The organism is Luteococcus sp., assembly GCF_043424415.1.
Classification (GTDB): domain Bacteria; phylum Actinomycetota; class Actinomycetes; order Propionibacteriales; family Propionibacteriaceae; genus Luteococcus.
Genome location: NZ_JBHWOO010000046.1, coordinates 1 through 26,124 on the forward strand (window position 1 = coordinate 1; position 26,124 = coordinate 26,124).

Here is a 26,124-nt window from a genome sequence, read left to right on the forward strand (position 1 = left end):
CCCTCGATCAGCTTCGGCATGAAGCGGAAGAGCAGGGTCAGCAGCAGGGTGCGGATGTGGGCGCCGTCGACGTCGGCATCGGCCATCAGGACGAGCTTGTGGTAGCGCAGCTTGTCCAGGTCGAAGTCCTCGTGCACGCCGGTGCCCAGAGCGTTGATGATCGCCTCGACCTCCTGGTTCTGCAGGATGCGGTCCAGGCGGGCCTTCTCGACGTTCAGGATCTTGCCGCGGATCGGCAGGATGGCCTGGGTGCGCGGGTCTCGTCCACCCTTGGCCGAGCCGCCGGCGGAGTCGCCCTCGACGATGAACATCTCGCACTCGACGGGATTGTTGCTGGAGCAGTCGGCCAGCTTGCCCGGCAGTCCGCCGCCACCCAGCAGCCCCTTGCGGGTGCGGGCCATGTCACGCGCCTTGCGGGCAGCGATGCGGGCCTGCGCCGCGGCCTGGGCCTTGCGCACGATGTCCTTGCCCTCGGACGGGTGCATCTCGAACCAGTCACCGAGCTTCTCGTTGACCACGCGCTGCACGAAGCTGCGGGCCTCGGTGTTGCCCAGCTTGGTCTTGGTCTGGCCCTCGAACTGCGGCTCGGAGAGCATGATCGAGATGATCGCGGTGAGGCCTTCGCGGATGTCGTCGCCGCTGACGCGGTCCTCGCGCTTCTTGACCATGCCCCAGGCCTCGCCCCACTTGTTGACCGTGTTGGTCAGTGCGGCGCGGAAGCCCTCCGCGTGGGTGCCGCCCTCGATCGTGTTGATCGTGTTGGCGAAGGTGTGCACGCTCGAGGCGTAGGAGGTGTTCCACTGCATCGCGACCTCGACGCCCATGCCCGCCTCGGGCATGTGGGCCTCCACATTGATCACGGTCGGGTGGATCGGCTCGCGGGTGCCGTTGATGTACTTGACGTAGTCGACCAGGCCCTCGTCGGCGCGGAAGACGTCGGAGTTCTGGTTGCCCTCGGCATCCACGTGGTCGGGACGCAGGTCGGTGATGCTGATCTCGAGGCCCTTGTTCAGGAAGGCCATCTCGCGAAAACGCGTCGCCAGCGTCTCGTAGGAGTAGTTGGTGGTCTCGAAGATCTCGGGGCTGGCCCAGAAGGTGACCTTGGTGCCCGTCTCCTCGGTGGCCTCGCACTGCTTCAGGTCGTACTCGGGAACGCCCAGGTGGAAGGTCTGCTCCCAGCGGTAGCCGTCGCGCCAGACCTCGACGCTGAACTTGCTGGACAGCGCGTTCACCACCGACGAGCCGACGCCGTGCAGGCCGCCGGAGACCTTGTAGCCGCCGTCGCCGAACTTGCCGCCGGCGTGCAGCACGGTCAGTGCCACGGTGACGGCGGGAAGACCATGGGTGGGGTGCATCTTGACGGGGAAGCCACGGCCGTGGTCGGTCACCGCGATGCCGCCGTCGGGCAGGATCTCCACCTCGATGGTCTTGCCATAGCCGGCCAGCGCCTCGTCGACGGAGTTGTCGACGATCTCGTAGACCAGGTGGTGCAGGCCACGCTCGCCGGTGGAGCCGATGTACATGCCGGGGCGCTTGCGGACGGCCTCGAGACCCTCCAGCACCTGGATCTGGCCGGCGTCGTAGCTGCCGGCAGCCACCGAGTGGTCGCCCGCGTCGGTGAGGCCCTCCAGACGGGCCGCATCGTTGTCGTCGACGACCGCGTCCGCGCCAGTCTCCGGGCTGGTGGATTCACTCACCTGTGGTGCTCCTTGCTCGCATGGGTCCGTCCCGGCAGGGGCCTCGCGGCCCGTCACGTGACGGCAGTAGTCCAACGGGGAAATTCTACCGCACGGCACCGCAGATCGCGCATCTGGCGGGGCCGTGACGAGCACCCAATGCCCCTGAGTCGCCCTGCAGCCCCTCCGTGAGCGTCCAGAATGGGGTCCACCTAGGCCCCCAGCGGGTCCGGGGGGCACAGGGGCCGCTGTGGGCCCTTTCGGGGTCGGGGACTTGTCTGCACCGTGGGTCTGCTCGCTGGCCGATGGCATCGCCCCGGCGCGGCTCAGCCGTAGGTGTCGCGGGGTCCGCGTCCATCACGCACCGAGCGTGAGCCGTGCTTCCAGCTGGGGGCATTGGGACCCTTCACCACCACGCGGGTGACGGTGCCGTCACCCAGCTGGCGGTTGAGCTCGGCGACCAGACTGGGGGCGAGCATCCGCAGGTTGGTGGCCCAGGCCGTTGACTCGCACCGCACGGTGAGCACGGTGTCGACATAGGCCTCCGGCTGGGAGTGCTGGGCATTGGTGGCACCCACCAGCTGGTCCCAGCTCATCAGCAGGTTGCGCAGGTTCACCTCGCGCTGCCAGCCCCGCTCGGCGATGACGCGCCCCAGCGCATTGCCGAGTGGCTGCGGGTCGCGGGCATCAGGTCCCGAGCCGGACAGGGTCGCGCCCTGGCCCCACTGGCTGCGTCGCTTCCTGCGACGGCGGGTTGCCGAGGGGTTCACCCCCCTGGGCGGCGGCAGCAGGGAGCGAGTGGCCTCGGCAACCTGGCTGGCCAGGTCCGTCCCCAGGGGGTCGTGGCGGGCGAGCAGTTCACGCTCCTGTTCCACCTCCTGTTCCACCTCATCGACGGGCCGCTCCACAGCCCGCCCATCCGACCAGGATTCGTTGCCCCACAAGGATTCAGAGGACTCCGTCATGATTCATCCCCAGCCGTCCCCATGCTGTCCACCGACCCATCCACAGAGTTTTCCACAGGCTGTGGAGTGAGCTGTGCCACAGTCTGCGCAGCCTCGCCCTCCACCGTCTCCAGGGGCTCCCCGTCCAGGCCAGCGGGCACCACGGTCCCGGCCTGCACCCGGTAGCGACGCCCCTGCGGCTGGCCGTCCTGCCCCATGGTCAGCATCGCTGGCACGTCGGTGGGCACCGCCGCAGTGACCAGCACCTGCTCGGCCCCGCGCACGTGCTCGGCCAGCCGCAGCCGACGGGTGCTGTCCAGTTCGGCGAAGACGTCGTCCAGCACCAGCACCGGCTCGATTCCGTCGGCCCGCAGCAGCTCATAGGTGCCCAGCCGCAGCGCCAGGGCCAGTGACCAGCACTCGCCGTGGCTGGCATAACCCTTGGCCGGCAGCTGGCCGATGAACAGCATCAGGTCATCGCGGTGCGGGCCCACGAGGCTCACACCACGAGCCAGTTCGTCACGGCGCCGTTCGGCCATCTGGTCCACGAGGCGACGCTCCAGCAGTTCCCGGCCGGGCTCCTCTGCGGGAGTGGGTTCCAGGTCCAGGGAGGTCTTGTACTCGGCCCGCACCACATTGTTGGTGGGCGCGATCTCCTCATAGGCCCTGGTCACATGGGGCATCAGGTCGATGATCGTGTCCAGCCGGGCGTGCAGCAACTCACCGCCGATGCGGGCCAGCTGCTCGTCCCAGGCGTCAAGGGTGGCCATCGCGTACTCGTCATCGCGCTGGCCCGGCTTCGCCAAGGACTTCAGCAGGGTGTTGCGCTGCTTGAGGGCCTTCTCGTAGTCGCTCTTGACGCCGGCCATCCGCGGCCAGCGGGTGGCGACGATCTGGTCCAGGAAACGTCGCCGGTCCGACGGGTCGCCCTTGACCACCGACAAGTCCTCCGGGCTGAACACCACGGTGCGCAGCACCCCGCAGATCTCGCGCGCCCTGGGCAGCGGATTGCGGTTGACCCGCGCACGATTGGCCCTGCCCGGGTTCACCTCCACCTCGAGCAGCAGCTGGCGGGGGTCGTCGCTGGCCGCCTGCACCCGGCCGCGCACGATCGCCTGGGTGCAGCCGGCCCGCACCAGCGGCGCCTCGGAGCTCACCCGGTGTGATCCCATGTGCGACAGGTACTCGACCGCTTCCACCAGGTTGGTCTTGCCCTGGCCGTTCTTCCCGACGAAGATCGTCACGCCCGGCCCCAGCTCGACATCGGCGCTGGGATAGCAGCGCCAGTCGGTGAGGTTGAGGTGGTGGACGAACATGCCCACCAGTCTATGGGCGGCGTCTGACAGTCCCGGATGGCTGGCGTGGGACCAGCGCGGCACCAGGCTTCGGCACCGAGGATCCGTGAACGCAACGGGGTCCAAGACCGTTCCACGTGGAACGATCTTGGACCCCACCCGCTGCCTTCGACCAAGATCAGGCGGGATTGCCACCCTCGCGCGCCGGGAGAGTGCCGTCGGGCTGGGCCGCGACGACGCCGTGACCGCCGAACTCATTGCGCATCGCCGCGATCATCTTCATGGCCGGCTTCTCCTCCTGCTGGCTGACGAAGCGGGCGAACAGGCTGGCGGCGATGGTGGGCACCGGAACGCCCATGTCGACGGCCGCGGTCACGGTCCAGCGGCCCTCACCGGAGTCCTCGGCGATGTCGTCGATCTTGTCCAGGTGCGGATCCTTGTGCAGGGCGTCGACCATCAGGTCCAGCAGCCAGGACCGGATCACCGTGCCCTCCTTCCAGCTCTCGAAGGTGGCGGGCACGTCCTCGACGATCTCGGCGGCCTCCAGCAGCTCCCAGCCCTCGGCATAGGCCTGCATGACGGCGTACTCGATGCCGTTGTGCACCATCTTCGCGAAGTGCCCGGCGCCGTGCTTGCCGGCGTGCACGAAGCCGTGCTCCCCCTCCGGCTTGAGGGCGTCGAAGATGGGCTGGACGACGGCGACGTCCTTGGCCTCACCGCCCACCATCAGTGCATAGCCGTTGTCGAGGCCCCAGACACCGCCCGAGACGCCGACGTCGAGGAAGCCGACATCCTTGGAGGCCATCAGCTCGGCATGCGCCGCGTCCTTGTTCCAGGGCGAGTTGCCGCCGTCGATCACGATGTCGCCGGGGCCCAGCAGGTCGGCAAGGGTGATGATGGTCTCCTCCACGACCTTCGTGGGCAGCATCACCCAGACCACCTTGGGCCCCTCGGTCAGCTGCGCCACCATCTGCTCAAGGCTGCCGACGTCGGAGAGCTCCGGGTTGACGTCATAGCCCACGACAGTGTGCCCGGCGCGGCGGATGCGCTCGCGCATGTTGCCACCCATCTTGCCCAGGCCGACGAGTCCGATCTGCATGTGGATCCTCCCAAGACGTGTGCTGGGCGCCGATCGGCCGCAGCGGGTACCCCATGAGCCTAGGCAGGCCCGCTCGGGATCTGTCGGTCCTCGGGCTCGACTTCGCCCACAGCGACAGGGGCGCACTGCCGCAGCAGTCCGCCCCTGACGGCTCCACCGCTCCTTCCGCGTGGCTCAGAAGAAGCCCATCGCGTCGGTGGAGTAGCTCACCAGCATGTTCTTGGTCTGCTGGTAGTGGTCGAGCATCATCTTGTGGTTCTCGCGGCCGATGCCCGACTGCTTGTAGCCACCGAAGGCCGCATGGGCCGGGTAGTGGTGGTAGCAGTTGGTCCACACGCGGCCGGCCTGGATGCCACGTCCCAGCCGGTAGGCGCGGTGCATGCTGCGGGTCCACAGGCCAGCACCCAGGCCGTAGATGGAGTCGTTGGCGATGGCCAGCGCCTCGTTGTCGTCGCGGAAGCGGGTGAGCGAGACCACCGGCCCGAAGATCTCCTCCTGGAAGATCCGCATCTTGTTGTGGCCCTCGAAGATCGTGGGTTGGATGTAGTAGCCGTCCTTCAGGTCCCCGGGCAACTCGCAGGCGTCACCGCCGGTGAGCAGCTTCGCGCCCTCGTCCTTGCCGATCTGCAGGTAGCGCAGGATCTTGTCGTGCTGCTCCTTGCTGGCCTGGGCCCCCATCATCGTCTCGGTGTCCAGCGGGTTGCCCTGCGTGACGGCTTCGACGCGCTTGAGTCCGTCGGCGACGAAGCGGTCGAAGATCGAGTCCTGCACCAGCGCGCGGCTGGGGCAGGTGCACACCTCTCCCTGGTTGAGGGCGAACATGGCGAAGCCCTCGAGCGTCTTGTCGTAGAAGGCGTCGTCGGCGTCGGCGATGTCGTCGCAGAAGATGTTGGGGCTCTTGCCGCCGAGCTCCAGGGTGACATCGGTGATGTTCCTGGCTGCGGCCTCCATGATGAGGCGGCCGGTGGAGGTTTCGCCGGTGAAGGCGATCTTGGCGATGCGCGGCGAGCCGGACAGTGGGGCCCCGGCTTCGGCACCGAAGCCGTTGACGATGTTGACCACGCCGGCGGGGAGAAGGTCGCCGATGATCTCGAAGAGTTTGAGGATGCTCCAGGGCGTCTGCTCGGCGGGCTTGAGGACGACGGAATTGCCGGCGGCCAGGGCGGGGGCCAGCTTCCAGACGGCCATCAGGATGGGGAAGTTCCAGGGGATGATCTGGCCGACGACGCCGAGCGGTTCGTGGAAGTGGTAGGCGACGGTGTGCTCGTCGATCTGGCTGATGCCACCCTCCTGGGCGCGCAGGCAGCCGGCGAAATAGCGGAAGTGGTCGACGGCCAGTGGGATGTCGGCATTGAGGGTCTCGCGCACCGCCTTGCCGTTGTCCCAGGTCTCGATGACGGCGATGTCGGTGAGGTGCTGCTCCATCCGGTCGGCGATGCGCAGCAGGATGTTGGCGCGGTCCGTCTCGGAGGTGCGGCCCCATTCGGGGGCTGCGGCGTGGGCGGCATCGAGCGCTTTCTCGATGTCGGCGGCATTGCCTCGGGCGACGCGGGTGAAGACCTGGCCGGTGACGGGAGTGGTCACCTCGAAGTACTCGCCGCTGTCGGGGGCGACCCATTCGTTGTTGATCCAGTGGCCGTAGGTCTCGGCGACGGTGATGGAGGACTCGCTGGTGCCGGGCGGTGAATAGGTGGTCATGGTCTTTCCCATCGACGGTGAAGGGTGTGATTTTCATCACACCCTAGACGCTGGGCAAGGACACCGGAAGGCACCCGCATACATCCTGTGGCCCTTTCGGTTGGTCTTCCACCGCAAAAGGCCCACAGGATCAACGCGGCTCACGGTTCAGCAGGTCAAGGAGATCGTGGGCACGCTGTCGTTGAACCCGGGGTGTCGACAGGCCACGGTGCCGTTGGGGAGCAGTCCGCTCCCCTGCGCTGCTGCCCCGCAAGTGCCTGTCGCGACGAGGGTGGCGTGCATCTGCTCGGAGGGTGATCTGACGACCCTTGGCCTCGGCCACCGAGACGGCGTCGTGGACGGCCGCAGCCCACTCGACCAGGACGTAGTCGTCCCCACTGCCGCAACCTGGGGGTCTGCTGCTCGAGCAGCGGCACGTCACCGGGGGGTGAGCTTCTGGGCGTCCAACGCCGCGGCCGCGCCCACGTTGCAGCCGGCCTCCTGGGTGATGGTGGGAACCATGTACGGGGTGGCCTTGGGAATCAGGCCGGTCACTCCCCCGCCGTCCTCGTCGCCGACCAGCACGCCCATCACACCGGTGCCGTGGTTGGGATCGGCTCCTTGTCACTTCTGCAGGGTCCCGATCCAGGTGTCACTGCGCACCGGACAGGTGGGGTCCTCGTGCTGCGTGTCCCGGGATGACCTCCTAGGAGCCCTTGCCGCGAGACTTCTCCACCGGGTCGACGACGACGCGGGGGTGCAGCTCCTTGTCGGGCTGGGAACTGTCGGCACGGCATGGTCCCACAGACACTGGGGTCCCGGATATGCTCCGGGACCCCAGTGTGTGGTTGGTTCTCGCTCAGTTGGGAAGGCGCATCAGCATGATCACGTGCTTGTAGTCGGGCAGGGGGTCGCCATCCAGGTCGGACAGGCCCGTCACCAGGCAGGGCTTGCCGGGAGCGGTGAAGGAGAAGTGGACATAGGGGGTGTCGAGCACGTTGAGGGCGTCCGACAGGTAGTGCGGGTTGAAGCCGGCAGCCATCATCTGGTCCGGGTCGCCGGTGTGGTTCTCGACGATGGCCTCGATTGCCTCGGAGGCCTGGGCCTGGTCTCCGGTGGCGGCCTCGAGGGCCACCTGACCGTCGCCGATGATCATGCGCAGCGGCGTGTTGCGCTCGGCCACCAGGGCCACGCGCTTGACCGAGGCGATCAGCTCGGCAGTGCTGACGCGCACCGAGACGGCCGCCTTGACGTCCATCAGGTGGCGGACCTTGGGGAACTCGCCGTCGAGCAGGCGGGTGGTGATCTGGCGGGTTCCGCCGCTGCCCTCGCCCTCGAAACCGATGAGGCCGTCCCCGGCCGAGGCATTCGACAGGCTCATGGTGACGTTCTCGCCGGAGACCATGCTCTTGGCGGTCTCCCCCAGCACCTTGGCCGGCACGAGGGCAGCACCGGAGGACTGGGAGTCAGTGGGGCGCCAGCTGAGTTCCTTGAGTGCCATGCGGTAGCGGTCGGTGGCCAGCAGCGAGAGGGTCTCGCCCTCGATCTCGACGCGCACGCCGGTGAAGACGGGCAGCAGCTCGTCGCGTCCGGCGGCCACGGTCACCTGGCTGACGGCCTTGGCGAAGTCGTCGCTGGCGACGGCACCGGTGGCTGAGGGCATCTCGGGCAGGTTCGGGTAGTCGGCAACAGGCAGCGTCTGCAGGGTGAAGCGGGCCGAGCCGCAGACCAGCTCCATCTTCGACGCATCGCTGGTCAGCTCGACCGGCTTGTTGGGCAGGCTACGGGCAATGTCGGCCAGGAGCCGACCGGAGACCAGGGCCTCGCCCTGCTCCAGGACGTCGGCAGCGACATTGATCTGCGCGGAGGTCTCGTAGTCGAAGCTCGACATGGTGATGCCCTGCTCGTCGGTCCTGATCAGCAGACCGGCCAGGATCGGGACGCTGGGTCGGCTTGGCAGGCTGCGGGCAGCCCAGGCAACGGCCTCAGCCATCACATCGCGTTCCACGCGGATCTTCACGGCGTCCCCTTCGTCTACGAGCTCAGGTCAATGGCGGCAACGATGTCGTGGTGACAGTCGACCGCGTGGAAATCATATCCGGTCGGACGAAGCTGTCGGCGAATGGCGCCAGCAGCCTCCATGGCGGGTGAAGGGTTTTGCCCGCCACGGTGATGGCGGGCAAGAAAATTGGCAATCCTTCGGCCGCCATGGAGGCCTTGGCCGTGCCAGTCGGGTCCTTGTTGATGGCCTCCTTGCCCGCCATGGCGGGCAAGGTTTTCCCCAGAATCGAGTGCAAGCAACTTTGAAGACCCTTTGAGATGTCTAGTTCCGTAGTAGTCACAGCTTCTGTGGAGGCTGTGGAAAACCCGCGTTGATGCTTGTCGATGGCGGTTCGGCGGCCGATCAGGGCTGTGGATGACGTGCACCCGGCGGTGGACGCAGTGTGGAGGCCGACGAGGCCCTCGAATGCCATCCACCGGCCGCCCACAGGACTTCTGTGAGTTGTCCACAGTTGTCCACAGCCCTTCTGTGGACAACTGTGGAGGTTGGGCGGGCTACGCTTCGCGAAAGGACCAGATGGCGGGAGAGGCAGAGTGGCTGAACAGCATGTGACGAGCCCCAAGGGCGACCGACGACGCACGCAGATCCTGGACGAGGCGGTCCGGCTCTTCGGCGAGATCGGCTACCGGGGCACCTCGCTGCGCGACATCGCCGCACGGGTGGGCATCACCCATCCGGGCCTGCTGTACCACTTCCACTCCAAGGAGGAGTTGCTCCTGGCGGTGTTGGCCCGCCGTGATGAGGAGGACTGCCACCGCTTCGGCGGCGACAGTGCCGAACCGCTGGAATCCCTGCGAGGGGTGGTGAGCACGATGGAGCACAACCAGGCCCACCATGGCATCGTCGAGCTGTTCACCACGCTCTCGGCCGAGGCCACCGATGACTCCCATCCCGCACACGACTACTTCCGCACGCGCTATCAGGAGCTGTTGACGGCCCAGACCAGGACCTTCGAGATCGCCGCGCGGCGTGGCCTGCTGGCCGAGGGAGTCGACCCCGCCCTGGCGGCGCGCAGCCTGGTGGCCCTGATGGACGGCCTGCAGGTGCAGTGGCTCTACCACCAGGACCAGGTCCAGATGGCGATCGAGGTGGAAGCCCACCTCGATCGCCTGCTGGTGCGGCCGCTGGCCGAATTGGAGCAGGCGCAGACAGCGGCGGTTACTGGCCCTGCTGCTTGATCCGGTTGGTGAGCTCGGTCACCTGGTTGAAGACGCTGCGCCGCTCGCGCAGCAGCTCGCGGATCTTGCGGTCGGCATGCATCACCGTGGTGTGGTCCTTGCCGCCGAAGAGCTGGCCGATCTTGGGAAGGCTCATGTCGGTGAGCTCACGGCACAGGTACATGGCGATCTGGCGTGCCGTCACCAGCACATGGGTGCGTGAGGTGCCGGTCAGCTCCTCCATGGTGATGCCGAAGTAGGAGGCCGTCTCGTTCATGATCAACTGCGGCGTGACCTCGGCCTCCTGACCCTCGGGGATCAGGTCCTTGAGCACGATCTTGGCAAGATCAAGATCAACTTCCTGGCGCTGCAGGCTGGCGAAGGCGGTGACGCGGATCAGCGCACCCTCCAGCTCGCGGATGTTGGTCTGGATCTTCGAGGCGATGAACTCCAGCACGTCCGGGCCGGCCGTCAGGTTCTGCGTCGCGGCCATCCGCTTGAGGATGGCGATGCGGGTCTCGAGGTCCGGCGGCTGGATGTCGGTGATCAGGCCCCACTCGAAGCGGCTCCGCAGGCGTGGCTCGAGCGCCTCCAGCAGTTTCGGCGGCCGGTCGGAGGTCATCACGATCTGCTTCTGGGCGTTGTGCAGCGTGTTGAAGGTGTGGAAGAACTCCTCCTGCGTCTGGATCTTCGACTCCAGGAACTGGATGTCGTCGATCAGCAGGACGTCGACCTCGCGGTAGGCACGCCGGAACTCCGGCGTGCGGTTGTTGCTGATGGCGTTGATGAAGTCATTGGTCAGCTCTTCGGTGCTGACGTACTTCACCCGGACTCGGTCATAGTAGGCGCGCACGTAGTGGCCGATGGCGTGCAGCAGGTGCGTCTTGCCCAGGCCCGACTCGCCGTAGATCATCAGCGGGTTGTAGCTCTTGCCCGGTGCCTCGGCGACGGCGGCTGCGGCGGCATGTGCGAAGCGGTTCGACGACCCGATCACGAAGGTCTCGAAGGTGTACTTCGGGTTGAGGCGGTCGACGTCCTGTCCGGCGGCGGGCGTGGCGACGGGCGGGGGCAGGGTGGCGCTGCCGGGCCGTGGGCGGGGTGCGTCCGCCTTCGGGATGAACTGGGCCGGCTCCGGGTCGAACTCGTCGGGGTCCTCGTCACGCTCGGGCACCTCGAGGCTGAGCTCCAGGTCCGGCTCGACGGTGATCGCCAGTCGCATCTGGCGGTGGAAGAAGTCCGAGAGGGCCTCCTCGATCTGCACGCGCAGACGGGTCTCGATGCGTTCCCGCGTGAACTCGTTGGGGACGGCGACCATGACGGTGGACTCGTGCATCGTGAGCGGCTTCGTGCTGCGCAACCAGGCGCGGTTGGGCCGGTCCGCGATCGCCTGGATGTGCTTCCAGGCCTTGTCCAGTCGTGCAGCAGGATCCTCCGGCGCCGAAGGAGCCATGTGCTCGGACGAATTGTTCACTGGAGACCCATCACGCCCCGACGGACCAGGGCCGTGCTCCTCGCGGGGTCCGAGGTGCCCTTCGCCCTAGGGGCGACTGTGCGGTGCGGCCCGCCATCGACGAGCCGCCAAGTATCCACATAGTTTTCCACAGGGTGTGGGCAAAGGGCCAGCTCGCGCCTCCCCGCGGGCCGAGCTGCTGTGGAAAAGCCTGTGTAGGTGGACATGACGATACGGTCGGCCACAGTTCCCCGGCAAGGGTGGAAACGATCTGTCCGGGCCTGGTGGGTCGCTGCAGTCACGGACATCCGGACCACGTCCATGGAATCCCATCAATGTGGTTCGGCACGCCGCAGGATCCTGGGGCGTGCATCCACGGGGCCCGGACGGGGAGTAGTCTTCCCGGTTTGCCCTTCGGACTCGCCTACCCGTATCGTTGACCAGTCGCCGGCCGTCGGTGACGTACTTCCCCGCGCCGGAAAAGGTATTCACGTGCCATCCGTCCGGGTTCCGCCAAACGAGGACAAAAGGGAGTAATCCCCGTGAGCAAGCGTACTTTCCAGCCCAGCAACCGCCGCCGTAGCCGCACCCATGGTTTCCGCGCCCGCATGAGCACCCGCGCCGGCCGCGCCATCCTGGCTGCGCGTCGCCGCAAGGGTCGCTCCGAGCTGTCTGCCTGACGAGGCAGGGTGCTCCCCGCCCAGGCCCGGATGCGTCACGCATCCGACTTCCGCGAAACCATTCGCGGGGGGGTCAGGGCGGCGAGGCCAACTCTCGTCGTGCATGCACACACGACGACCAGCCCGCCGTCACAGGTGGGCTTCGTCGTCTCCAAGGCCGTAGGCAATGCCGTCACCCGCAACAGGGTGAAGCGTCGCCTGCGGCATCTTGTGCTTCCCCTGATGGACGCCACACCGGGCATGTCCGTGGTGGTGCGGGCGCTGCCTGCGGCCGCCACCGATCCCGACCGGCTCGCGGGTGACCTGGCCTCGGCCTGGACCCGTTGCGCCGAGCGTCTGCAGGTGCGCGCCGCCACCGATGCGAAGGGATGCTCGTGAAGTATCCACTGATCGCCTTCGTGCGGTTCTGGCGTGCCTTCATCTCGCCCTATTACGGCGACGTGTGCAAGTACTACCCCTCGTGCTCCGCCTATGGTCTGCGGGCGCTGCAGGAGCGAGGGGCCATGGTTGGCTCCGTGCTGACCGTCTGGCGCATCCTGCGCTGCAATCCCTGGTCGTCAGGTGGTTACGACCCGGTTCCCGGAACTCCCGAAGCCGCGCAATGGCAGGCCGAACAGGCCGCGCGCCCAGCCCACCAGCACGCTGGTGAGGATGTTGGGCGGCGCGATGAGCGGGAGCACTCCGCCACAGCCTCGTCCGTCGCCGTGGCGGCGGGCATCTCCCACGACACCAGAGGTGAAATCTGATGGCCCCACTGCAAACCCTTCTGCTCTTCTTCGGGCTGAAGGACGTCTTCATGGACCTGGGCAGCGCAATCATGCAGCCCATCTACTGGGCCGTCTCCGGCCTGATCGTGCTCTTCCACAAGCTGTGGTCGCCGGTCTTCGGCACCGACAAGGGGATCACCTGGGTGCTGACCATCGTCTCGCTGGTGGTGGTGATCCGAACCCTGCTGATCCCGATCTTCGTCAAGCAGATCAACTCCGCACGAGACATGCAGCTGATCCAGCCCAAGGTGAAGGCGCTGCAGGAGAAGTATGCCAATGACCGTGAGCGGCTCGGCCAGGAGACGAGGAAGCTCTACCGGGAGGAGGGCGTCAATCCGATGGCCTCCTGCCTGCCGGCGCTGCTGCAGATGCCCATCTTCCTGGCGCTCTTCCGCGTCCTCGAGGGCGCTGCTCGCAACCCGATCGTCCCCCGTGGCCACTTCTTCAAGACCAATCCCGATGTGGTGCAGTCGCTGCACGACGCGACCGTCGGCGGTGCCCAGCTGGCCGGACGATTCCTGCCCTTCACCGGCCTGGGTGCGAACCAGATTCTTGCTGCCGTGCTGATCATCCTGATGACCGCGGTGCTGTTCATCCAGCAGCGCGAGCTGATGCAGCGCAACATGCCCCCGGAGGCCCTGACCGGGCCGATGGCGCAGCAGCAGAAGATGATGCTCTACATGTTCCCGATCATGTACATGATCGGTGGTGTCAGCATCCCGATCGGTGTGCTGATCTACTGGCTCACCACCAACCTGTGGACCCTGGCGCAGCAGTGGATCCTGATCCGCAACAACCCGACGCCGAATACCCCAGCCCACGTCGACTGGCAGGAGCGCATGCGTCGCAAGGGCAAGGATCCCGATGCCATCGAGGCTGCCCGTCGGGCCAAGCGCCAGCGCACCCGCAAGGCCAAGGTCTTCACCCCGGCCGCAGCCACCACCACGGCTGACGAGGGCGGCTCCAGCGTCGCCCCGCGCCCCGGTGTGGCACGCCAGCAGGTGACCCGCCAGACGGTCCGGCGTGGTCCTGAGGGCGGCAAGCAGACCGTACAGCGCCAGCAGCCGGCCCGCCAGACCCGTCAGGCACGCAAGAAGAAGTAATCCGCTGGTGGCGGGGGGAATGGACACAAGGCCGTGCCCTCCCCGCCATCGGTGGCCCACGACCCGGTGACACTGTCACTGCCCTTCCAGCGAGGAGAACACCATGAGCGAAGAGCCCACCACCCCGGAGGTTCCCGTCGAGATCGTCGACGAGGCGGCCGTCGTCGAGGCTCCCGAGGCCCCGGCCACCCAGACTGCCGAGGATGCGTCACAGGAGGCCCTGGAGGCCGACCAGGAGGCCCTGGGGGGTACTGCTGCCTCCCCGGACGAGTCTGACGACGACGATTCTGAGGACCAGGATTGCGAGGACGACGACGAGGACGAGGATCCCCTGGACACCGAGGGCGACATCGCCGCCGACTACCTGGAGGAACTGCTCGACATCGCCGACCTGGACGGCGACATCGACACCTTCAGCGAGGGTGGCCGGGCGCACGTCGCGATCGTCACAGACAGCCAGACCCTGGTCGGCAAGGGCGGTGAGGTCCTGGATGCCCTGCAGGAGCTGGCCCGGCTGGCCGTGATGACCGAGACCGGCCACCGCAGCCGCCTGATGCTGGACATCGCGGGTCACCGCGAGCGTCGTCGCAAGGAGCTGCAGGTGCTGGCCCACGACGCCATTGCCGAGGTGAAGACCTCCGGTGAGGCCGTGCGGCTGACGCCCATGAACCCCTTCGAGCGCAAGATCGTCCACGATGCCGTGGCCAACGCTGGCCTGGTCAGTGAGAGCGAGGGTACTGAGCCTCAGCGTCGCGTCGTGGTGCTCCCGGCGGACTGACCACGATGGGTCGCGGACCCGACTGCTGCCCGAGGGGCCGGACGATCGTCCGGCCCCTCGGTCGTTCGTGACAACAAGAGCGGGCCGGAAGCGATGCCAATCACCCGGAAATAGACATATAAATCCATATATCGACAAAGATATAGGAAGATGTGTCCACTGACACGTCGCGCTCTCCCGGGCGCCGTCCCTGATCTTCCGAGCTGTTCACCAGGGCAGTGATCGCTCCAGTCGCCGCGGAGGAACTGGAAGGTCCTGCCCTTGAGGGCGAGCGAGAGATGACCAGGTGGCCGGACTGATCCGCACGGGTCCTCGAGCACAACAGCTCCTGTGGACGAGCCCAACAGCTCCTGTGGACGAGCATCGTCACTGTGGACAAGGGGCATCGATGGCGGGCGAGAGGGAAGACCCGCTCTGGCCTCCGCCTCTCGGATCAGCAGGCCGTGAGGCAGGCTGGCGCAGGATGGCGGGCGAGACAGATGGGCCCTGGTCCGGCGGATCCCCTGGCCAGCATGACTCCTCGCAGCGGTGCTGGTGGGCGTCCATGACATGGCGGGCGGTGAGGGCGTCGTCAGTGAAGGCACGGCGATCTGAAGCGCAATGCCCGCCCATCGAGCGCCGCGTGCGAACCCGCAGGAGGGGCGCTCTGCCGACCGCATGGGGAACCATTGTGTGCAGTAGGGCATGGCTCAGCCTGAGGTTCCGCAGTGGGGTGGGGGAAGGACCGCATCCGTGACATGACGGGTTCTTGACATCGGGACACACGTGCGTGACTGAACTCCCGGGCAGTGCGTTGATGGCCGGGTCTTGCCCACCGCGATCCCGACTCTCGTTGGGCCTGTTCGTCACCCCGTGGCCATTCCGGGATGAGGACGAAGGGCTGGTGAAGTCAGTTGCACCGGATCAGCTGGTCCCCTCATCTGCACCGTCCCGAGTTCTGGATCGGTAGCTCCCGCCTCCTGTATCGCTTGTCAGCATGATCAAATGTGTAGCGGAGCTTGGATACTTCCTTGTGCCCTTGTCGACAACAGGAGGGGCCAGCAGTGGGGCAGTCAGGTCTGTGGCTGCGCAACTTGGACCAGGGCCGGCCCAGCACTGGCTGCTTGACCGCACTGCAGCTTCCCGGGAGGAGATTGGGCACCAATCCTCTGGGGCAGCTTTCGGACGGAACTCAGGCGAGCAACGAGGTGACACGACTCGAGCTGTAAATCGAGCCGTGGGAGGAGGCTTCATGACGTGCCGTGGAGGTCTGCGGCTTTGAGCCTGGGGAACCTCCTCGGGCTTGGGTGATTCTTTGGCGAGCTCCGCCAGGACAGGAACATGGACAGTGGCCCGTGCAACTCTGTTCCCTTTGGCTTTGGTGACTTTGGCAGCTTTGATGGTTGACCAGGATCAAGGCATTCGCGGGGGCGGTCCGCGTCGAACATGACAGTGAAGACAACTGGTGAGCAATTGGCAAGTCATGGGCTTCTTCGCTCCCGAACGCCAGCTGAGGTAAGGACGTGAGTGCTGACACGTGGTCGATCGAAGAGTCGGTGAGCTCGAGTGCGTGAAGATGGAACTGCAGGCAAGATCCGCCCCGTGCGTCCCGTGATGTCACGCGACCGTTGTACTCGACCTCGGAGTTGCTGGCGCTGAACTTGATGCAAGGGGAGGCTGGTTGGCGGCGCCTATGGGTTGACCTCGCAGTTTCTTTGGCTGGTCAGGACGCTGATCTTGGACCAGGCCCTGCGGTGGCGGGATACGGGCGACCCATCCATGTTTCACGTGGAACATGGATGGGTCGCCGTGAAGGACGACGTGCGACCCAAGCCTCAAGGATGAGGGCTGAGGCGGTCTGCTGCCGCAAAGACATCGGGCGCGTGGCACCCGGACGACCATCGGCCTGGGGACCGTATGACTGCCGACGGGTCATACGCGAGCCATGCAACACAGTCACGCGTCACCGACCGGCCTGCACCGGCGGACGGACTTTGTTGCTGTGGAGTGGACGCGAGGGGGTAGCGCGGATGGCGCGACCGCAGCGCGGGATGGAGGCGCGGCATGGAGGTCCTGCCGCCGGCGATGGGACTGGACTGCCAGGTTCGGTACTGGGTAGGCCGGCGAGCCCACGGGCATCGCCCTCATCTGCTGGGCGCGCCAGGCATGAGGAGAATCGTCGCTCGGTCCAGGCCTCTGCTTGAGTGGTTGGATCATGGCGGGCGTCCCAAGGCGTCCATAGAGTGGGCGAGACGCCTGTGCTCTTGTCGAGGGGATGCCCTTGGGCCGGGCGGCAGCCCAGACCGGGCAATCAGCCCCCGATTCAGGTCGACAGGGGTTCGTCCAACCATCCCGTAGGCTTGGAGAGTCGACACTAGGAGTGGCATGAACCCGGCACAGCAGGCCAAAGAGATTTATCGAGATAAATATTCAACGATTTCTCGTTATGTCGATATATTGTCAACCAAGGGCATCGACTGGGGGCTCATCGGTCCTCGCGAGCGAGACAGGCTCTGGGATCGGCATGTTCTGAACAGTGCAGCTTTGGCTGACTTGATCCCGGAGGGTGCTCATGTGGTGGATGTCGGCAGTGGCGCCGGGCTTCCTGGGATCCCTCTGGCGGTGCTTCGTCCTGATCTGGACATCACCCTGCTGGAGCCCCTCCTGCGACGCCACGCCTTCTTGACGGAGACCGTGGATGATCTGGGGCTGGAGGGACGGGTACACCCCCTCCGTGGACGAGCTGAGGACTGTGACAAGACCTTCGATGTGGTCACATGCCGTGCCGTTGCCAACGTCACCAAACTTCTTCGTTGGTGCACTCCACTGTTCTATCCGCACGGGCGACTCATCGCGCTCAAGGGCTCCTCGGTTGACCAAGAGCTCGCTGACGCCTCGCGCCTGCTCGAGTCGAGCCGACTGGAGGCTTCGGTCTTCCAGGTTCGCGCTCACCCCCTGGCAGAGGTGACCCAGGCCTTGGTGCTCGAGCCCTTGCGCTGACGTTTCACATGAAACGAGCGTGTAGGCTCGTTGGGTCGGCACAAGGCATCGAGTCCTTGACATCGAGTCCCTGGCATCGCGTCGTCGGTGCCCGCCACCGGGTGCAGGGAGGATTGGACCGGATCATGAGCCACCACGAGGACCCTGTGGTGCTCATATCACCGGAAGGGGACCCGTCTTTCGGGGTCCTTCCCGTAGCGCGATCGAACCTTTCCCGGTTGACTTGATGTCTGAACCCCCGGTCCAGGCATGGGAACGGTCCAGTAGGATTGTCGAGACTCAGCAGTTTGAGTGGCTCTGCACCAGGAAGCGAGCATGTTTCACGTGAAACTGGGGCAGGCAACCGACGACTTCGAAGGGCGACACCGCTTGTGAGCACTGCCAGCACCCCCGCGCAGCGCATTCCCGGAACCCCGCGGATCATCCCGAGGGACCAGAAGCGCGATTTTCCCAAGCCCTCGCATCCACGCGTCATGTGCGTCGTCAACCAGAAGGGCGGTGTGGGCAAGACGACAACGACCGTCAACTTGGCCTCGGCGCTGGCCGATGGTGGCCTGAATGTCCTGGTGATGGACCTCGACCCCCAGGGAAATGCCTCGACTGCCCTTGGCGTGGATCACGCACCCGGTACTCATGGAACCTATGAAGTGCTTCTGGACGGGGTGCCGATCAGGGAGGTGGAGGTCAGCTCACCGGAGGCATCCGGCCTGACGGTGGTGCCGGCCACTGTGGACCTGGCGGGCGCAGAACTCCAGCTCGTGGGGATGGTGGGGCGGGAACAGCGTCTGGCTCGTGCCATTCGCAACCACCTGAAGACCGCAGATGTCGACTACATCCTCTTCGACTGCCCCCCGTCGCTAGGGCTTTTGACCCTGAATGCCTTGGTTGCCGCTGGCGAGGTCATCATCCCCATCCAGACCGAGTACTACGCGCTCGAGGGTGTCTCACAGTTGATGAACACGATTGCCGTGGTGCAGCGGGAACTCAACCCCGATCTGGACCTCTCCACCGTGATCCTCACCATGTTTGATGCCAGGACCAAGCTCTCGGCCCAGGTGGCCCGCGAGGTTCGTCGGCACTTCGACGCCCAGACCCTCAATGCCCAGATCCCCCGCAGCGTGCGCATCGCCGAGGCCCCGAGCTATGGCCAGACGCTGCTCCAATTCGATCCCTCCTCCGCCGGGGCCAAGGCCTACTGGCGCGCAGCCCAGGAGATCGCCACCCGTGGAAAGGCTCGCTGATGCCCGCAAAACACCAGTCAGGACTCGGACGGGGGCTGGGAGAACTCTTCCAGCGCACGGACGTCGACGAGACGCCCACGGTTGCCGCCGTCGTTGACGCAGCGGTGGACGAGAAGTCGGCACCGCTGGAGGACGGCTCCTACCTGCAGATGGTGCCGGTGGACCGCATCCGTCCCAACCCCAAGCAGCCCAGGACCGTCTTCGATGAAGAGGCCCTGGATGAGCTGGTCGAGTCAATCAAGGAGGTCGGAGTCCTCCAGCCGATCGTCGTGCGACGCGTCAGTCAGGACGGCGACCAAGATCAATTCGAGTTGATCATGGGCGAGCGGCGCTGGCGCGCCACCACCGCAGCCGGACTCGAAGCCGTGCCTGCGATCGTTCGGGGAACCGACGACGGGGACCTGCTGCGCGATGCCCTGCTCGAGAACCTGCATCGCGCCCAGTTGAGTCCCCTGGAAGAGGCGGCCGCATACCAGCAGATGCTGGGGGACTTCGGATGCACCCAGGAGGAACTGGCGCACCGCATCAAGCGCTCGCGTCCCCAGATCTCCAACACGATTCGCCTGCTACGTCTGCCTGCTCCCGTGCAGCGGCGTGTCGCCGCCGGCGTGCTGTCTGCCGGGCACGCACGCGCCCTGCTGATGGTTGAGGACCCCGTGGCGCAGGAGCAGCTCGCACAGCGGGTCGTCGCCGAGGGGCTGTCCGTGCGTGCCACGGAGGAGATCGTGGCAATGATGGGCGACGAGGACAAGCCCGCCCGTCGGTCACGTCGTGCCAAGGAGCCGTCGGCCCGGGCGGTCGAGCTCTCCGGTGAGCTCTCGGACCACTTCGACACGCGAGTCAAGGTCGACATCGGCCGCAACAAGGGCAAGATCACGATCGAGTTCGCCAGCGAAGAGGACCTGGATCGGATCCTCAACATTGTGAATGAGCGGTGACAAGGCCTTTCACCGGTAAGTTGGTAAATAGATTTGGGGCTTTGTCGAGATGTCGACAAAGCCCCAAATCTATTTGATGCTTGATTTCCTAGAGCTCGGTGCCCTCGCTGCCAGTCACCGCGTGGCTCCACTTCTGGAGCTTGGTCAACACGTCCTTGCGGGCGTAGTGCTCCGCCACGAAGGAGAGGAAGGGGATGGTGCCGGCCAGGGCGATGCTGATGAGCTCCTTCCACGACCAGCGGGCGCGGCGGCCCAGGTCGTAGGCGGTGATCAGCAGGAACATGTAGAGCCATCCGTGCGGGACGCCGGTCCAGCTCACCACCCGGTCGTCATCCATCAGGTACTTCATCGGCATGCCCACGCACACCAGCAGCACCAGCAGGATGCCCGTGGCGTAGGCGAAGAAGCGGTAGCGACCCAGGGCGCTGCGGATGCCCCTCAGGTCCTCCTCGGTCAGGTCCTCGAAATCATCGTCGCGGGTCTCAGTCACGCACCCAGCCTACTGACCCGCAGTCACTGCCCCAGCCCTGCCGCATTCCTGCGGTCATTGGCCCCGATGGAGCGTACGGCCACCACGGTGACGACCACCCCGAAGATGGCGAAGGCCCACCACTGCATGGCATAGCCCCGGTTGCGCTCCTTGCCGCCGCCCACGTCGGGGATCTCGGCCTCCTTGGGGGACAGGCCCTGCGCGGTGGAGTCCTGTGCGCGCTGCGTGATGAAGCCGTCGACCATGGGAGCCGGCCACTGTTGGGCCAGGATCTCCAGACGGACAGCCCCCTGGGTGCCGGGGGGTGCGTCCGAGGGCACGGGGACGCTCGGCTTGCCCTGGGTGGGCAGGATGATGCCCTGGACCGTCTGCGGGCCCTTGGGTGCTGCCGGAGCCACTGACGTTCCGACGGGCAAGGTGCCACGCACCACCGGGAGCGTACGACCACCCTCGGTCTTGAAGGCAGAGACCACCTGCAGGGGATGGTCGGTGCCGACCAGCACCTGCGGCAGGTCGAGGTAGTGGCCCTGCACGGTCACCTGGCGGCCATAGAGGTCGCCCACCTTGCCCTGCTCGGTCAGGTTGGACTCGAGGTCCCGTGCAGGCTCCTTCGCACGCGCCTCGGCGCTGCCCTCGGCCTGGCTCTGGAAGACCTCCATCTGCCACAGTCCGAGGAAGACCATCAGCAGGCTCAGGGCACCTCCCAGCGCGATGACCAGCAACTGCTTCAACCGGGTCATGCCCGCTCCGCCTCGTCGACCAGGCCTCCGAAGACCTCCCCGAGGGACAAGCCGGCCGCCTCGAGGGCCAGCGGAGCCAGTGAGGTCTCCGTCATTCCCGGCGCGACATTGCCCTCCAGGAACCAGGCCCGTCCCTCATCATCGACGATCATGTCGACGCGGACCAGACCGTCAAGATCAAGAGCGTCGACCACCAGGCGAGCAAGATCAACTGCGGACTGTTCGGCCCGATCGTCCACGTCGGCGGGCACGATGAAACGGGTGGCCCCGGAGGTGTAGCGGGCAGCGTAGTCGTAGATGCCCTGGCTCGGGCGGATCTCGACGGCAGGCAGCACCCGTACCTGGTCGCCCTTGACGATCACCGTGACAGCGAGCTCCGTGCCGGCCACGTATTCCTCCACGATGGCCACGTCACCATAGGCATAGGCGGCCACCATGGCGGGCCGCAGCTCGTCGGCGGAGTTGACCTTGGTGGTGCCCAGGGCCGAGCCGCTGCGCGAGGGCTTGACGATCAGCGGGAAGCTCATGCGCTCACCCAATGCCTCCACCAGGCGGGCAGCACCCAGCTCGCGGAAGATCTCGTGCGGCAGTGCCACCTGGGCCGGCACCCGTCCGCCGCGCCGGGCCACCAGCAGGCCGGCGATGGACTTGTCGAAGGTGGTGCGGCACGCGGCCCCACTGCAGCCCACATAGGCGATGTCGAGCAGTTCCAGGACCTCGCGCAGGGCGCCGTCCTCACCCACGCCTCCATGCAGCATCGGCACGACGACGGCCTGCGGCTGTGCGGTCAGCTCGGCCACCAGGTCGGGGCCCACGTCGGTCTCGGTCACCTGGTGCCCGCGTCGGCGCAGCGCCTCGGCGACGCGGCGTCCGGAGCGCTGGGAGACCTCGCGCTCGTGGGACAGGCCGCCGGCCAGCACGATGACGGGTGCGAACTTCTTCGCCATGGGATCCTCCACTGCTGTCAGGGGTGTCGTGCGGGGGTGCTGGTCATTGGGCGCAGCGTCGGCTCAGACCGTCTCGGGGCCGGGGCCCACGGCGCGGCTGACGTGCATGGGCGAGCGGTCCAGCCCAAAGGTCTGGTGCAGCTCCAGTTCCTGGTTGACCACCTCGGCCAGGCGCCGGACCCCCTCGTGGATGCGCTCGGGGGTGGGGAAGCAGTAGCTCAGGCGCACATTGCGGCTGCCCAGGCCGTCTGCGTAGAAGGCCGTGCCCGGGGTGAAGGCCACGCGGGCGGTGACCGCACGAGGCAGCATCGCCTGCGAGTCCAGTCCCTCGGGCAGCGTCAACCAGACGAAGAATCCGCCCTCGGGGTGGGTCCACGTGGCGCCCGGGGGCATGAACTCGTCCAGGGCATGGAGCATGGCATCGCGCCGGGCGCGGTACATGTCCTTGAAGGAGGTGATCTGGGCCTTCCAGTCGTGGTTGGCCAGATAGGAGCCGACCGCGTACTGGCTGAAAACCGGGGGGCACAGCGTCGCGGACTCCTGGGCCAGCACGAGCTTCTCGCGCACCGCATGTGGCGCGAGCACCCACCCCACGCGGAAGCCGGGGGCGAAGGTCTTGGAGAACGAACCCAGGTAGACCACCTGCTCGTCGTCGAGGGACCGGATGGCCGGGATCGGGTCGGAGTCGAGGGTCAGGAGCCCGTAGGGATTGTCCTCGACCATGAGGATCCCGAACTCACGGCAGATCTCCAGCACCTGGCGGCGGCGCTCCAGTGTCATCGTGATGCCCGACGGGTTGTTGAAGTTGGGGATCGTGTACAGGAACTTGGGTCGCTTGCCCGCTTCGGCGCAGGCGCGTGCTGCCGAGCGCAGGGCCTCGGGCAACAGCCCGTGCTCGTCCATCGCGACGTGCACCACCTCGGCCTGGTAGCTGCCGAAGGTGCCCAGGGCGCCCACATAGCTGGGTGCCTCGGCCAGGATGACGTCGCCGGGATCGCAGAAGATGCGGGTCACCAGGTCGAGCCCCTGCTGGGAACCGCAGGTGACCGTCACGTCGTCGGGGTGGGCCTGGATCCCCTCCAGCGCCATCACCTCGCAGATCTGCTCCCGGATGAAGGGCTCACCCTGGCCGGAGCCGTACTGCATGGCCTGGGTGCCGCGCTGCTGGATGAGCGTGGAGATGTTCTGCGCCACGACATCCAGCGGCAGGTCGGCGATGTTGGGCATGCCGCCGGCCAGCGAGACCACCTCGGGCCGGTTGGCCACCGCGAACAGGGCGCGCACGGCGCTGGCGCGCATCTGGTGGGTGCGCTGCGAATAGCTGGAGTGGTAGTCGTCCAGCCGGGTGTCACGTCGTCGTTCTTCAGGCAGGCTCACCCCTCCACTGTGCCACGTCATTGCCGCCGGCACCGGTCATGACGGGCCTCGGACGCCCCCGCGGGCTGCGTCGGGGCCTCGTACCATGGGCGGTGACGAGCCGAGGCGAGGAGGGGCCATGGGTGCACGCCAGACGCGGCCAGTGCTGCCCACGGACCTCGCAGGGCTCGACATCGACTGTCCTCGCAGCCCCGGCCTGCGGACCGTCCTGACCGACGCGCACGCCGCCTGGGCCCATGCTGCCGTGCAGGCCTGGGGACTGTGCGGGATGCGCTCGGAGCAGGGTTCGGTCGTTCTGGTCTGCCCGGCCCTGCACCTGCCCGCTGGCCACCCGCTGCAGCAGTGGTCCCGCCCGGCCGGGGCCGCCCACGTGCTGGCCCTGTCCGTGGCCGGGGACGGCCTGTCCGGGCAGGTTCCCACGCGCTGGCTGGTGCAGTCGCTGGCGCGCCGCCTGCGGGGCCGGGCCAGCGGCCTGGAGGCGGCGGGAAGCCGCTCGGGTGGGATGGGGGACTGCACTGCCGCCCCGGCCGCCTGGCTGGAGGGGGCGGGTTTCGTCGTCGTCGAGGGCTCCCGTGGCGACGGGTTGGTGCACCTGCAGCTCGACCTGGGGCACACGGTGCCGTGGGCTCGCGGTGCCGAGCTGGCCCGGCGCGCGGCCGGCCGGCTGCTGCCCAGTCCTTGGGGGAGTCCCGAGCCGACAGGCCGTGACCTCGCCCGCCGGGAGGGCTGAGGTCCCTCCCAGCAGATCCGCCGAACCCGCCCGGGAACGACGAGAGCCCCGCCGAAGCGGGGCTCTCGTGGATGCTGCGGAGGTCAGGCGACGCGGATCTTCTGGCCGACCTTGATCATGTTGGGGTTCTTGATGGTCGACTTGTTGAGCTGCCAGACCGTCTTCCAGGAGCCGACGCCATTGCGCTTGGCGATCTTGCCCAGGGTGTCGCCGCTCTTGACGGTGACGTACTTGGCGCCCTTGACCGACTTCACGGGGGCCACGGCGGCGACCTTCTTCTTGGGGGCCACGGTCTTCACGCTGGAGGTGACACCGGTGGAGACGGCCAGGCCGTTGGCGCGGGTCAGGCCGGCCTTGCGGGAGCAGACGGGCCAGGCGCCGGGACCCTGGACCTTCAGCGTCTTCTTGGCAATCTCGATCTGCTGGGCCTTGGTGGCCTTGTTGGCGGTGGGGGCGTACTTGCCGCCGCCGAAGGCCAGCCAGGTGGAGCGGCTGAACTGGAGGCCGCCGTAGTAGCCGTTGCCGGTGTTGATCGACCAGTTGCCGGTCGACTCGCACTGGGCGACGCGGTCCCAGACGGTGCCGGCAGCCTGGGCGGGGGCGGCGGCCGAGAGGCCGATGCCGGCGCTCAGAGCCGTCGCGGCGGCCAGGGAGACGATGGTGGAGGTCTTGTTCATGGGTGCCAACCTAGGCAAGCCTGAACATTTCTCAAAATCGCTCTCAGGAAAAATCGCCATTCTGGCTGGATGTCGCTCGTGCCAGGGTGCTAACGCACGGGTATTTGCGCTGGTCAGATGCCCAACAGGGGTGGTGGGGAAGCTGAAGGCCTAGGATATGAAATCCGTCACATCTGGCCGATGGCTCAGTTCTCAGGATCTCCGGCCACCGGCCGACCGTCGACGGACATCTCCACCGGTGTGACGTGCTCCACCGTGCGCGAGACCGTGCAGTCGCGGTCATGGGAGAGCTTCACCAGGCGCTCCACCAGGCCAGCAGCCTCCCGGCCCCGGGCATCGTCCCCGAAGGCCAGGTGGAAGTCGACGGCCACGTCGCGCAGCCGCACGCCGCCCGTCTCGTCCACCATCTTCTCGGCGCTGAGCTCGACCTCGAAATGCTCGGCCTCCGCGCGGCGGGCGGTCACCACGTCGACGTCGATCGCACTGCAGGCCCCGATCGCGGCCAGCAGGAGTTCGACGGGGGAGAAGCTCTCGTCATCGCTGCCCACGTGCATCTCCACCCCGGCGCGGTTGGTTGCTACATAGTGCCCGGTCGCGGTGCGCTCGAGGCCCACCTGGAACTTCGGCTGGTCGCTCACCGCGACAGCTCCTTCGAGAAGCGATGGGTCAGGGTCATCAGATCGGTGCGGGTCAGGCCGACCAGGTCCACCACCATCACGGCGGTGTCGTCCACGATCACGGCACAACCCTCACGGTTGGTGTCGATGCTGGTGCCGCAGTAGCCGTCGGCGGTGGCCACCACCGCATTCATGCCCAGGTCCGTCATGAACTTCTTGGCATCCTTCTCGGGCCGGCTCATCAGCAACACCGCCGAGTTCTGCCCACCCTTGGCATAGGTGGCCGCGATCGTCTGCTTCCTGGTCGTCGGGTTGGCCGAGGGGCTCTCGGCCGCGCTGGCATCGCGCGAGTACTCGCCCATCTGCAGCGGCGGGACCATCGCCCACGGCGTCTTCGACGGGCCGGCGGTGACGACCACCTGCGGCTTGGCAGCATTGATCCGCCAAGCGGCGTAACCGGCACCACCCGCGGCCAGCAGCAGGGCCAGCAGGCCCACGAGCACCAGCAGCCAGCGCGGGAAGCGCCGGGCATGGATCACGGGACCGGCCTCCAGCTCGTCAGGACCGGTGCTGGAGTCCACGGCATAGAAGCCCTGGCTGCCGTCGGGCGTGGCGGGGCCATGACCCCCAGGTGTCGTGCTCATGGCCCCAAACCTAGTGGACACACCACGGGCGTGGCAGCTGGAGGCTGCCACAGTAT

The 26,124-nt window shown here is 66.9% G+C and carries 25 protein-coding genes and 1 pseudogene; 10 read left to right on the forward strand and 16 right to left on the reverse strand.

The genetic code is table 11. The annotated features are described in order from the left end of the window. The 8 genes from ACHFFZ_RS02410 to ACHFFZ_RS02445 form a co-directional block, all read right to left on the reverse strand. Positions 1-1,697: DNA gyrase subunit B (locus ACHFFZ_RS02410; RefSeq protein WP_394275069.1), on the reverse strand; the 1,697-nt coding region annotated here is incomplete at its 3' end. Between the two features lie 305 nt (positions 1,698-2,002). Further along, positions 2,003-2,641, reverse strand: coding sequence for a DUF721 domain-containing protein (locus ACHFFZ_RS02415; protein WP_394275070.1), 639 nt, complete (start codon positions 2,639-2,641; stop codon positions 2,003-2,005). Next, positions 2,638-3,936 (reverse strand): DNA replication/repair protein RecF, encoded by a 1,299-nt coding sequence (gene recF / locus ACHFFZ_RS02420; RefSeq protein WP_394275071.1) that lies wholly within the window; start codon positions 3,934-3,936, stop codon positions 2,638-2,640. The genes ACHFFZ_RS02415 and recF overlap by 4 nt, the downstream gene beginning before the upstream one ends. 157 nt (positions 3,937-4,093) lie before the next feature. Further along, positions 4,094-5,014: a phosphogluconate dehydrogenase (NAD(+)-dependent, decarboxylating) gene (gene gnd / locus ACHFFZ_RS02425; RefSeq protein WP_394275072.1), complete on the reverse strand. Its 921-nt coding sequence runs from the start codon at positions 5,012-5,014 to the stop codon at positions 4,094-4,096. A 174-nt stretch (positions 5,015-5,188) separates the two neighbouring features. Next, a complete protein-coding gene (locus ACHFFZ_RS02430) occupies positions 5,189-6,712 on the reverse strand; it encodes an aldehyde dehydrogenase family protein (RefSeq protein WP_394275073.1) in 1,524 nt (507 codons plus the stop codon). 417 nt (positions 6,713-7,129) lie between these two features. Next, complete coding sequence (locus ACHFFZ_RS02435) at positions 7,130-7,285, reverse strand: hypothetical protein (protein ID WP_394275074.1); 156 nt, start codon at positions 7,283-7,285, stop codon at positions 7,130-7,132. A gap of 265 nt (positions 7,286-7,550) precedes the next feature. Beyond that, a complete protein-coding gene (dnaN, locus tag ACHFFZ_RS02440; RefSeq protein WP_394275075.1) occupies positions 7,551-8,711 on the reverse strand; it encodes a DNA polymerase III subunit beta in 1,161 nt (386 codons plus the stop codon). Positions 8,712-8,733: 22 nt separating this feature from the next. After that, positions 8,734-8,955, reverse strand: a complete 222-nt coding sequence (locus ACHFFZ_RS02445) for a hypothetical protein (RefSeq protein WP_394275076.1) — start codon at positions 8,953-8,955, stop codon at positions 8,734-8,736. Positions 8,956-9,286: 331 nt separating this feature from the next. Here ACHFFZ_RS02445 and ACHFFZ_RS02450 point away from each other — a divergent pair, with 331 nt between their 5' ends. Further along, positions 9,287-9,931: a TetR/AcrR family transcriptional regulator gene (locus ACHFFZ_RS02450; protein ID WP_394275077.1), complete on the forward strand. Its 645-nt coding sequence runs from the start codon at positions 9,287-9,289 to the stop codon at positions 9,929-9,931. On the opposite strand, the gene dnaA is transcribed toward ACHFFZ_RS02450, so the two are convergent. Beyond that, positions 9,912-11,360 (reverse strand): chromosomal replication initiator protein DnaA, encoded by a 1,449-nt coding sequence (dnaA, locus tag ACHFFZ_RS02455; RefSeq protein ID WP_394275092.1) that lies wholly within the window; start codon positions 11,358-11,360, stop codon positions 9,912-9,914. The genes ACHFFZ_RS02450 and dnaA overlap by 20 nt on opposite strands. A gap of 542 nt (positions 11,361-11,902) precedes the next feature. On the opposite strand from dnaA, the gene rpmH reads away from it, so the two are divergent. The 8 genes and pseudogenes from rpmH to ACHFFZ_RS02495 all read left to right on the forward strand — a co-directional run bounded on the left by rpmH (position 11,903) and on the right by ACHFFZ_RS02495 (position 19,846). Beyond that, complete coding sequence (gene rpmH / locus ACHFFZ_RS02460; protein WP_394275078.1) at positions 11,903-12,040, forward strand: 50S ribosomal protein L34; 138 nt, start codon at positions 11,903-11,905, stop codon at positions 12,038-12,040. Positions 12,041-12,049: 9 nt separating this feature from the next. Beyond that, positions 12,050-12,418 carry a ribonuclease P protein component gene (rnpA, locus tag ACHFFZ_RS02465; RefSeq protein WP_394275079.1) on the forward strand — a complete coding sequence of 123 codons (369 nt, stop codon included), beginning with the start codon at positions 12,050-12,052 and terminating at the stop codon, positions 12,416-12,418. Positions 12,419-12,429: 11 nt separating this feature from the next. Next, positions 12,430-12,648 (forward strand): annotated as a pseudogene (yidD, locus tag ACHFFZ_RS02470) (membrane protein insertion efficiency factor YidD); the annotation flags it as partial. 137 nt (positions 12,649-12,785) lie between these two features. After that, complete coding sequence (yidC, locus tag ACHFFZ_RS02475; RefSeq protein ID WP_394275080.1) at positions 12,786-13,910, forward strand: membrane protein insertase YidC; 1,125 nt, start codon at positions 12,786-12,788, stop codon at positions 13,908-13,910. Between the two features lie 220 nt (positions 13,911-14,130). After that, a complete protein-coding gene (locus tag ACHFFZ_RS02480; RefSeq protein WP_394275093.1) occupies positions 14,131-14,688 on the forward strand; it encodes a protein jag in 558 nt (185 codons plus the stop codon). 2,364 nt (positions 14,689-17,052) lie between these two features. Then, positions 17,053-17,667, forward strand: coding sequence for a 16S rRNA (guanine(527)-N(7))-methyltransferase RsmG (gene rsmG, locus ACHFFZ_RS02485; RefSeq protein WP_394275081.1), 615 nt, complete (start codon positions 17,053-17,055; stop codon positions 17,665-17,667). Positions 17,668-18,038: 371 nt separating this feature from the next. Continuing rightward, positions 18,039-18,908, forward strand: coding sequence for a ParA family protein (locus tag ACHFFZ_RS02490; RefSeq protein ID WP_394275082.1), 870 nt, complete (start codon positions 18,039-18,041; stop codon positions 18,906-18,908). Then, positions 18,908-19,846, forward strand: coding sequence for a ParB/RepB/Spo0J family partition protein (locus ACHFFZ_RS02495; protein ID WP_394275083.1), 939 nt, complete (start codon positions 18,908-18,910; stop codon positions 19,844-19,846). The genes ACHFFZ_RS02490 and ACHFFZ_RS02495 overlap by 1 nt, the downstream gene beginning before the upstream one ends. Before the next feature lie 88 nt (positions 19,847-19,934). Here the strand turns inward: ACHFFZ_RS02495 and ACHFFZ_RS02500 are convergent, their stop codons facing one another. The 4 genes from ACHFFZ_RS02500 to ACHFFZ_RS02515 all read right to left on the reverse strand — a co-directional run bounded on the left by ACHFFZ_RS02500 (position 19,935) and on the right by ACHFFZ_RS02515 (position 23,421). Continuing rightward, positions 19,935-20,336: a DUF3817 domain-containing protein gene (locus ACHFFZ_RS02500; protein WP_394275084.1), complete on the reverse strand. Its 402-nt coding sequence runs from the start codon at positions 20,334-20,336 to the stop codon at positions 19,935-19,937. Between the two features lie 23 nt (positions 20,337-20,359). Further along, positions 20,360-21,076: an SURF1 family protein gene (locus ACHFFZ_RS02505; RefSeq protein ID WP_394275085.1), complete on the reverse strand. Its 717-nt coding sequence runs from the start codon at positions 21,074-21,076 to the stop codon at positions 20,360-20,362. Beyond that, positions 21,073-22,023 (reverse strand): D-alanine--D-alanine ligase, encoded by a 951-nt coding sequence (locus ACHFFZ_RS02510; protein ID WP_394275086.1) that lies wholly within the window; start codon positions 22,021-22,023, stop codon positions 21,073-21,075. The genes ACHFFZ_RS02505 and ACHFFZ_RS02510 overlap by 4 nt, the downstream gene beginning before the upstream one ends. Positions 22,024-22,086: 63 nt before the next feature. Continuing rightward, the gene (locus ACHFFZ_RS02515; protein WP_394275087.1) at positions 22,087-23,421 is read right to left on the reverse strand and encodes a PLP-dependent aminotransferase family protein; all 1,335 of its coding nucleotides are present in this window, start codon (positions 23,419-23,421) and stop codon (positions 22,087-22,089) included. A 97-nt stretch (positions 23,422-23,518) separates the two neighbouring features. Here ACHFFZ_RS02515 and ACHFFZ_RS02520 point away from each other — a divergent pair, with 97 nt between their 5' ends. Further along, positions 23,519-24,130, forward strand: coding sequence for a hypothetical protein (locus ACHFFZ_RS02520; RefSeq protein WP_394275088.1), 612 nt, complete (start codon positions 23,519-23,521; stop codon positions 24,128-24,130). Between the two features lie 83 nt (positions 24,131-24,213). On the opposite strand, the gene ACHFFZ_RS02525 is transcribed toward ACHFFZ_RS02520, so the two are convergent. The 3 genes from ACHFFZ_RS02525 to ACHFFZ_RS02535 all read right to left on the reverse strand — a co-directional run bounded on the left by ACHFFZ_RS02525 (position 24,214) and on the right by ACHFFZ_RS02535 (position 26,068). Further along, positions 24,214-24,807: a transglycosylase family protein gene (locus ACHFFZ_RS02525; RefSeq protein ID WP_394275089.1), complete on the reverse strand. Its 594-nt coding sequence runs from the start codon at positions 24,805-24,807 to the stop codon at positions 24,214-24,216. A gap of 185 nt (positions 24,808-24,992) precedes the next feature. Then, on the reverse strand, positions 24,993-25,445 hold the full coding sequence (locus ACHFFZ_RS02530) for an OsmC family protein (protein ID WP_394275090.1): 453 nt from the start codon (positions 25,443-25,445) through the stop codon (positions 24,993-24,995). After that, the gene (locus ACHFFZ_RS02535; protein ID WP_394275091.1) at positions 25,442-26,068 is read right to left on the reverse strand and encodes a hypothetical protein; all 627 of its coding nucleotides are present in this window, start codon (positions 26,066-26,068) and stop codon (positions 25,442-25,444) included. The genes ACHFFZ_RS02530 and ACHFFZ_RS02535 overlap by 4 nt, the downstream gene beginning before the upstream one ends. Positions 26,069-26,124: the final 56 nt, after the last annotated feature.

Excerpts from the sequence above, each read along its gene's own strand:
- rsmG (WP_394275081.1), top strand. The coding sequence starts at position 17,053 with ATGAACCCGGCACAGCAGGCCAAAGAGATTTATCGAGATAAATATTCA.
- gnd (WP_394275072.1), bottom strand. The coding sequence starts at position 5,014 with ATGCAGATCGGACTCGTCGGCCTGGGCAAGATGGGTGGCAACATGCGC.
- yidC (WP_394275080.1), top strand. The coding sequence starts at position 12,786 with ATGGCCCCACTGCAAACCCTTCTGCTCTTCTTCGGGCTGAAGGACGTC.
- ACHFFZ_RS02535 (WP_394275091.1), bottom strand. The coding sequence starts at position 26,068 with ATGAGCACGACACCTGGGGGTCATGGCCCCGCCACGCCCGACGGCAGC.
- ACHFFZ_RS02520 (WP_394275088.1), top strand. The coding sequence starts at position 23,519 with ATGGGTGCACGCCAGACGCGGCCAGTGCTGCCCACGGACCTCGCAGGG.
- ACHFFZ_RS02525 (WP_394275089.1), bottom strand. The coding sequence starts at position 24,807 with ATGAACAAGACCTCCACCATCGTCTCCCTGGCCGCCGCGACGGCTCTG.
- ACHFFZ_RS02445 (WP_394275076.1), bottom strand. The coding sequence starts at position 8,955 with ATGGCGGGCAAGGAGGCCATCAACAAGGACCCGACTGGCACGGCCAAG.
- dnaA (WP_394275092.1), bottom strand. The coding sequence starts at position 11,360 with ATGGCTCCTTCGGCGCCGGAGGATCCTGCTGCACGACTGGACAAGGCC.
- ACHFFZ_RS02515 (WP_394275087.1), bottom strand. The coding sequence starts at position 23,421 with ATGACGTGGCACAGTGGAGGGGTGAGCCTGCCTGAAGAACGACGACGT.
- ACHFFZ_RS02415 (WP_394275070.1), bottom strand. The coding sequence starts at position 2,641 with ATGACGGAGTCCTCTGAATCCTTGTGGGGCAACGAATCCTGGTCGGAT.
- ACHFFZ_RS02510 (WP_394275086.1), bottom strand. The coding sequence starts at position 22,023 with ATGGCGAAGAAGTTCGCACCCGTCATCGTGCTGGCCGGCGGCCTGTCC.
- ACHFFZ_RS02430 (WP_394275073.1), bottom strand. The coding sequence starts at position 6,712 with ATGACCACCTATTCACCGCCCGGCACCAGCGAGTCCTCCATCACCGTC.
- recF (WP_394275071.1), bottom strand. The coding sequence starts at position 3,936 with ATGTTCGTCCACCACCTCAACCTCACCGACTGGCGCTGCTATCCCAGC.
- ACHFFZ_RS02495 (WP_394275083.1), top strand. The coding sequence starts at position 18,908 with ATGCCCGCAAAACACCAGTCAGGACTCGGACGGGGGCTGGGAGAACTC.
- ACHFFZ_RS02505 (WP_394275085.1), bottom strand. The coding sequence starts at position 21,076 with ATGACCCGGTTGAAGCAGTTGCTGGTCATCGCGCTGGGAGGTGCCCTG.